This is a genomic window from Streptosporangium sp. NPDC006013, assembly GCF_040614275.1.
Taxonomy (GTDB): Bacteria; Actinomycetota; Actinomycetes; order Streptosporangiales; family Streptosporangiaceae; genus Streptosporangium.
Genome location: NZ_JBEXUE010000493.1, coordinates 1 through 7,350, shown reverse-complemented (window position 1 = coordinate 7,350; position 7,350 = coordinate 1). Strand labels below are relative to the sequence as shown.

Here is a 7,350-nt window from a genome sequence, read left to right as displayed (position 1 = left end):
GAATCGCCCGGACCGCCGGAACCGCTCGGCCCTCCATCCGGGTCGTCCGGCTCGTCGCCACCGTGCTCCGCCAGGAGGTCGTCGAGGCGTGACTCTCGGTGGCCGAGGCGCCGGGGGGCAGCGCGCGTCCCACCGGCCTGCCTGCGCGTTCGGCCCGCCAGCCTCCGGGGACGGTGATCGAGACGGTCAGGCCGGTGACCGGACGGTCGCCCAGGTTCCTCACCGTGGCGGTGACGATGGTCGGATCACCGGCCCCCACGGGGACCGGATCGGCCGCGAGGAAGGCGCCGACCGGGGGACGCCGCGGGTCGGGGGCGCCGCGGTACGGACCGGTGGGGCCCGCGTTGTAGATCACCCGGCTGGCTTCGATCGGGAGGTTGCCTTCGGTGACGGTGATATTGCCGCGGACGACGTTGCCGCGGTCGCCGTCGGCGATGCCGGTGACGGCGGGGTTGGTCGCGTAGTTCTCGATCAGCGTGAGGTCGCCGGTGTGATTGCCGTTCCGGTTGTTGGCGTGCGCCCACTGCCCCGCGGTGTCGACGAACACGTTGTGGCTCACGCTCAGGTATCGGGAACCCTCGTCGAAGTACAGGCCGAACTGCCCGCTGTTCTCGCAGTAGTTCTCGTCGATGCGGCTGTGGAGCATCGCCGAGAGCGTGTAGATGCAGCCGGCATCGGACATCGTCTGCACGACGTTGCGCACGTGGTTGCCCACGACGCGGACGTCGCTCAGAGTCGTCGGCGTGCCGTGGATCGGCTGGAAGTCGTAGAGCCCCCGGTCGAGGTAGTCGGGGCTGCCTCCCAGGTCGTTGGCGCCCCAGCCGTAGCCGACTCCGATGCCTATGTAGGGCATGTCGGAGACGTAATTGTGCTCGATGGTCAGCCGTGTGACATAGCTGGCGAGGATCGCGGCCTGATCCAGGTATTCGAGCGCGGTCGCGTGGACGCGGTTGTCGCTGAGCACGATGTCGCTGTTGACCATACGAGGGTCGGACGGGTGGTGCGCGTCGGGGCGTACGCCGCCGACCACGATGCCGCCGCCGGAGCTCGCGGTGAACGTGCTCCCCACGACCGAAACCCTGTGCGCGCCCAGTCCCACGCCGGTGGCGTGGGCGTTGGCGTCGTTGCCGATGCCGAGCCCGACGGAACCGAGATTGGCGAAGGTGGTGCCGACGAACTCGATGCCGTCCGCCGCCGACACCTGTACCGCCGCGGCCGCCTGCGCCCAGCCGTCACGAGACGCCTCCAGTCCCGCGCAGCCGGAGGAACACGAGGTGAACGCGTCGGACGGCCGGTGGGGCTGGACGCCACTGATGAACACGCCGGTCTGCTGGTTCGCGTACCCGTCGGGCGAGCCGGGGTGCAGCCACGTGGTGCCGGTGAAGGTCAGGCCCTCGAACCGCAGGTCGCGGGCGGGCTCGTCGTAGGTGCCGCCGATCTGGACCAGCGATTCCAGCCGCGGCAACTCCACCCGCGCGCGCGAGATGTCCTGCCCCGGAAGCGGCTTGTAGTGGAGCGTCCCCGCCGCGGTGTCCAGATACCACTCGCCTGGCTCGTCCAGAAAGCTCATGGAGTTGAGCAGGAAGAACCTCGGCGTGCGAAACGGAGCTTGGACGGTGTCGTAGCCGTAGGTGTTGTTGTCCCAGGCCGGCTGCCGCATGACGACCGTCGAGCCGGAGATGCTCTGCACCGGCGCGAACCGGTTGGTGAACGACAGCATCGCCTGGAAGTCGATGCGCCCCTGGTCGGGCAGGGTGGCCAGGTAGGCGAGGTCCGGGTTGTCGATGGTGAAGCCGGTCGGGATCAGCGTGATGTCGTCGCGTGCCAGCTCGATCCGCGCACGCTGTGCCGGGATTCCGTCGACGTAGAGCTGCCGGCTGTCGAATCCGGTGCCGACGTGGGCCCTGTAGACGCCCGCGGCGGCGGCGTCGGGTTCCCAGCCGGTGACGGGCCGGGCACCGCTCAGCACGGGCGTGGCTCCGCGCGCCGCCTTCCAGGTCACGGTATGCCCGTTCCGGCCGGAGTCGGCGGCGTCGAAGCGCAGCGGCGAGGCCAGCCGGTAGGTCCCGTCCAGGAGCAGGACGGTGACGCCGCGGTTCCCCTCGGACGCGGCGTCGCGCGCCCGTCGCTGTGCCTCCCTCAAGGTCGCCAATGGCCGGTCCGTACTGCCCGGCCCCCTGTCGTCGGCGTTCCCGGCTCCGGTGGGCGCGACCACGATCGTGTGGCCCGCCCGGACGGCTTCCGCCCGGGTCGCGGCCGATGTACGTCTGCGCGGCACGAACGACGGACGCACGTGCGCTCCTTTCTTCCGGTCCGAGAATCCAACCGCCCGCTCACCGGGCACGCCCTCTGCCGCGCCGACCGCTCCCGTCCGGCGAGGCCCCCCGCTGGAGCCGGTCGCCGGGGGCGGACCGGCTCCAGGGTCGTGTCACATCGCGGTCATCCCCGGGTCCATTTCTGGTTGGTGCCGCCCTGGCAGGTCCAGATGTGCACCTTGGTGCCGTTGGCGGTGCCGAAGCCGGACACGTCCAGGCACTTGCCGCTTCCGATCGCGGTGACGGTGCCGTCGGCGTTCAGGCGCCACTTCTGGTTGTCCTGGCCGTTGCAGTTCCAGATGAGCACCGCGGTGCCGTCGGCGGTCCCGGCCCCGCTCACGTCCAGGCACTTGTTGCCGTACACCCGCAGCTCACCCGAGCTGTTGGAGGTCCACCGCTGGTTGGTCCCCCCGTTGCAGTCCCAGATGTTCACCGCGGCGCCGTTGGCCTGCGAGGCGCCGACGACGTCCAGGCACCGGCCCGACCCCACCCCGCGCAACGCGCCCGTGTCACCGGAAGGCGTCGGAGAGGGCGTCGTACCGGTGCCGAAGGTGAAGGCGTCCAGGTCGAACAGGTAGCCCTGGCCGGTCGAGCCGCGGAAGACGAGGTACAGCGTCGTGGCTCCGGCCGGCGCGCCGCTCAGGTTGGCCGAGACGTCGGCGAAGGTCTCCCAGCTACCGGTGCTCGCGACGTTCACCGTTCCCAGCAGCGTGCCCGTGGCCGAGCCCGCCCGGACCTCGATCCGGCCGCCCGCGCCCGCCGAGGACACCCGTGCGGTGACCCTGTTGGTGTTGCTCAGGTTGTACGGCTGGAAGGAGATCCAGTCGCCGTCGTCGACGAAGCCCACGGTCTTGCCGCCCTCGGCGCCGGTGTGGTCGGCCGTCTGTACGCCCTGCTGGGCGCCGAAGTGCTCACCCTGCCGGTGCCGTGGCTGCAGCGTCCGGCTGCTGGTGGAGGTCAGGCCACCCCTGTCGGTGTAGGAGGCCACGAAGACGCCGAAGATGTTCGCCGCGGCGTCGTGCTCGCCGTCGACCGGCACCGCGATGGAGCCGCCGCAGCCGGTCTGGGAGGTGATCTGGTGGGCGTGGCTGTCATGGCCGAGCGAGTAGGTGACCGTCACCTTCGAGCAGTCGATCGTGCCGTCCTCCGGATCGCTCACGGTGACCTGGAAGGGCACCGTGTCGCCGAAGGAGAACAGCTGGCCGTCGCCGGGGGTCGTGAGCGTGACGGCAGGGGCGGTGTTGCCGACGGTCACGGCGACGCTCGCGCTTCCGGTCAGCCCCTGCGGGTCGCGGACGGTGAGCGTGGCGGTGTACGCGCCGTTGGTGGTGTAGGTCTTGCTCGGGTTGGCGGCGGTGGAGGTGGTGCCGTCGCCGAAGTTCCACGAGTACGTCAGCGCGCCGCCCTCGGGGTCGGAACTGCCCGCCGAGGAGAAGTTCACCGTCAGCGGAGCCGGTCCCGAGATCTTGTCGGCCGAGGCCCTGGCGATCGGGTTGCGGTTGGCCTGGCCGATGTACTCGATCCGGTAGAGCGCCTGGTTGTTGCTCCCGGTGCCGTAGTCCAGCACGTACAACGCCCCGTCGGGGCCGAAGGCCATGTCCATCACCTGCGTCCCCGACCAGGGGAACGCGGAGATCTCCCCGTAGCCGCCGTCGCTCTTCACCTCGATGGCCTTGATCCAGCGGCGGCCGTACTCGCCGGCGAAGAACCGGCCGTCGAGCGACTGGGGGAACTTGACGCTTGAGTTCAGGTTCGGGTCGTACCGGTAGACCGGACCGCCCATCGGAGACTCCGAGCCGCTGCCGAACTCCGGCGGCGAGCCGGAGTCACCGGCGTACTTGATCCACGCCGGCTTCGCCGCGGGCAGCGTGGTCAGGCCGGTGTTGCGGAAGGAGTTGTTGGTCGGGCCTCCCGAGCAGTTGTACTTCGGGCCGGTGCTGTTGGAGGCGAAGTCCCACTCGTTGTAGGTCTCGCTGGTGGTGTTGGAACCCGTGCAGTACGGCCAGCCGTAGTTGCCGGCAGCGGTGACGCGGTTGAACTCCACCTGACCGCTCGGCCCCCGGTTGGAGTTGGTCGCCCCCGCGTCCGGCCCGTAGTCGCCCAGGTAGACGACGCCGGTCGCCTTGTCGACGCTCATCCGGAACGGGTTGCGGAAACCCATCGCGTAGATCTCCGGCCGTGTCCCCCACGTCCCCGGCGCGAACAGGTTGCCACTGGGGATCGTGTAGGTGCCGTCCGCCTGCGGCTTGATCCGCAGGAGCTTGCCGCGCAGGTCGTTGGTGTTGGCGGACGAGCGCTGGGCGTCGTACTGCGGGTTGCGGTTGGTCCGCTCGTCCAGCGGGGAGTAGCCACTCGACTCGAAGGGGTTGGTGTCGTCGCCGGTGGTCAGGTACAGGTTGCCCTGGGCGTCGAAGTCGAGGTCGCCGCCCGCGTGACAGCACTGGCCGCGGTCGTTGGCGACCCGCAGGACCACTTTCTCGCTGGCCGTGTCGAGCGTGTCATCCGATTTGAGGGTGAACCGCGACAGGTAGAACTCGCCCTTCCACTGGTCGAACTGCGACTGGGTGCCGGTGGCCGGGGCGTCGCCGTTCGGCGTGCTCAGCCGGGGCGAGTAGTACAGCCAGACGTACCGGTTCGTGGCGAAGTTCGGATCGACCGCCACGCCCTGGAGGCCCTCCTCGTCATGGGTGTAGACGTTGAGCCTGGCGGCCACCTTCGTATTGCCGTTGACGTCGGTCACGCGCAACGTGCCGTCGCGGGCCGTGTGGAGGACCGATCGGTTCGGCATCACGGCCAGTGACATCGCCTCACCCAGTTCGTTGCCACCCGACGCGAGCGGCACCTGCTGGTAGTCGGACGCCGGGATGTCCAGCGCGAGCGCCTGGTACGGCGAACCCGCACCGCCGGCGCCGGACGATGACGCGTGCAGGGTCGGGGTGGCCGCGAGGGTGGAGGTGACCGGGGCGACGAGCGTGATCGCCGCGGCCAGCGCCGCGGCGACGATGCCGGTCAGGACCGGTCTGAGCGCCCCGGCGGGCGAAGGTGGTTGCACGGTGGTTCCTTTGGGGGGTGGGGGTGTGGGTCAGGTCACGCCCTCCTCAGGTGGGTGGCGCCCTTCCCGAGGTGGAGGCCGTCGTCGAACGGGGAGGTGTACGACGGTGGCCGACTGCGCGGATCCGGCCACGAGGTCGGCCGGATCATGCCGCTCCACGGCATGATGACTGCGTTCGGTGGACCGATCGAAGCGGTCTCCCGGCCGTCATGACCCCGAGGGGGCGGTCACGCCGGATCAAGGCCGACCTCGTCCGCGGAGCTCGTTCGATCGGTCACGTGCTTCTCCCGGGATGGCGCGCCTCACCGGTGACACCTCGAAGGAGGGCATGGTGAGGCGAGGCTGTGGATGTCGACATGGCCGACCACGACGCGAAGGGCCGCGAAGCGCCTCCACATCCCGCTCATGTGATCCAGCCGCGAAGGCACCGGAAAGAGCGTCCCCGGGACCTCACTACCAATTACGTTCCGGCCGCTTATGCCCGTCAAGGCCTTAAGCCTACTTATTTCGCAATATGCACACCGAGACTCTGGCGATAGTTAGCCGTTTTCCGCCGCCAGCTGCGATGATGTCCGACACGCGGCCAACTGCACCGAATTCTCCCGCGTGAAACGTTCAGATGTATCGTACTGATCGGGCGCCGCCCGACCCGCCGTAAAGGCGACCTCGACGACCACCGCGGCGAGATCCGGCAGCGCCTCTTCCCCCGGCCCCCGGCCGGTCATCGGCCACAACCGACAGGTCGATCGCGCGCAGAACCTGGGTCCGAGTCTCCTCGCTGACGTTGGGATGCTCGTTGAGCACACGCGAGACCGTCTGATGCGACACGCCCGCAACCTTCGCCACGTCCGCCATGATGGGCGGGCGACGCCTCGGGCCAGGTCCCACCCGGCGCTCCTCTCATGCGATCCAGGAAGAACGTGAGCGCTAACAGCGGATTGCGTCAAGAACTTCACATATCACCGTGCAGGCCGGATACGAACGCCGATGAGTACCGCGCGCCGACTTCGCGCTTCGCCGGGGCGGCCTCTTGGGGCTGGCTCCCGTCATGCCGGCGCCCGAGACCGCCCCGTGCGCCTTACCCGCGTCAGACGCGGGTCCAGCGCTGATTGGGGGCGCCGCCGCAGGACCAGATCTGGAGTTTGACGCCGTTGGCGGTGGAGTAGTTGGGTACGTCCAGGCACTTGCCGGCGCCGAGCGCGGTGATGCTTCCGTCGCTGTTGAGGCGCCACTTCTGGTTGCTTTGGCCGTTGCAGTCCCAGATATGCACCCCCGTGCCGTCGGCCGTGCCCATGTTGGACACGTCCAGGCACTTGTTGCCGTACACCCGGAGCTCACCCGAGCCGGTCGGCGTCCACTGCTGGTTGGCCTGCCCGTTGCAGTCCCAGATCTGCACCTGCGCGCCGTTGGCCTGCGAGACGTTGGCGACGTCCAGGCATCTGCCCGAACCCACGCCGCGGATCCCGCTCGCGGGTGAGGGCGTCGGCGTCGGGCTGGGGCCGCCGGGCTGGCCGATGCTGCCGGAGACCGACTGGAGTGCCGCGTACCAGGCGGCGGCCATCTTGTCGTAGCCGCCGGCGGTGGGGTGGATGCCGTCGATCAGGTCGGACGTGGTCAGCTTGCTGTGCATGTCGACCAGGTGGACGCGCTTGCCACTGTTCACCTTGTTCTGCACGATGCCGGGGACGGCCGCGTTGAAGGTACGGACGGCGGACTCCTGGCTCGCCGACGACAGCGGGATGATGGTGGCGACGAACACGTCCGCGTCCGGCACGGCCGTGGTGATGCGATCGATCAGGGTCGACAGACGTTGGGGCGCACCGGCCACGTTGTAGTTCTGCAGTATGTCGTTGGTGCCGATGTGCAGCAGCACCGTGGGGGGGCCGTTTGTACCCGCCCAGCCCGGGATGTTAGCGACGATCTGGTGGATGGGCCCGCCCGGGGGTCCCAGGTGGTGGTGGTGACCCAGGGCGGGCGGGCCGG

Annotated in this window: 3 protein-coding genes and 1 pseudogene; all 4 read right to left on the bottom strand. The window is 69.4% G+C overall.

Annotated elements, in window-relative coordinates:
• On the bottom strand, nucleotides 1–2,293 hold a 2,293-nt coding region (locus ABZ260_RS42770), incomplete at its 3' end, for an NEW3 domain-containing protein (RefSeq protein WP_355629303.1).
• A 146-nt stretch (nucleotides 2,294–2,439) separates the two neighbouring features.
• A complete protein-coding gene (locus ABZ260_RS42765; RefSeq protein ID WP_355629300.1) occupies nucleotides 2,440–5,367 on the bottom strand; it encodes a lectin in 2,928 nt (975 codons plus the stop codon).
• A 744-nt stretch (nucleotides 5,368–6,111) separates the two neighbouring features.
• Nucleotides 6,112–6,222, bottom strand: a pseudogene (locus tag ABZ260_RS42760) (LacI family DNA-binding transcriptional regulator); the annotation flags it as partial.
• Between the two features lie 232 nt (nucleotides 6,223–6,454).
• The coding region (locus tag ABZ260_RS42755; RefSeq protein ID WP_355629296.1) for a ricin-type beta-trefoil lectin domain protein at nucleotides 6,455–7,350 on the bottom strand (896 nt) is incomplete at its 5' end.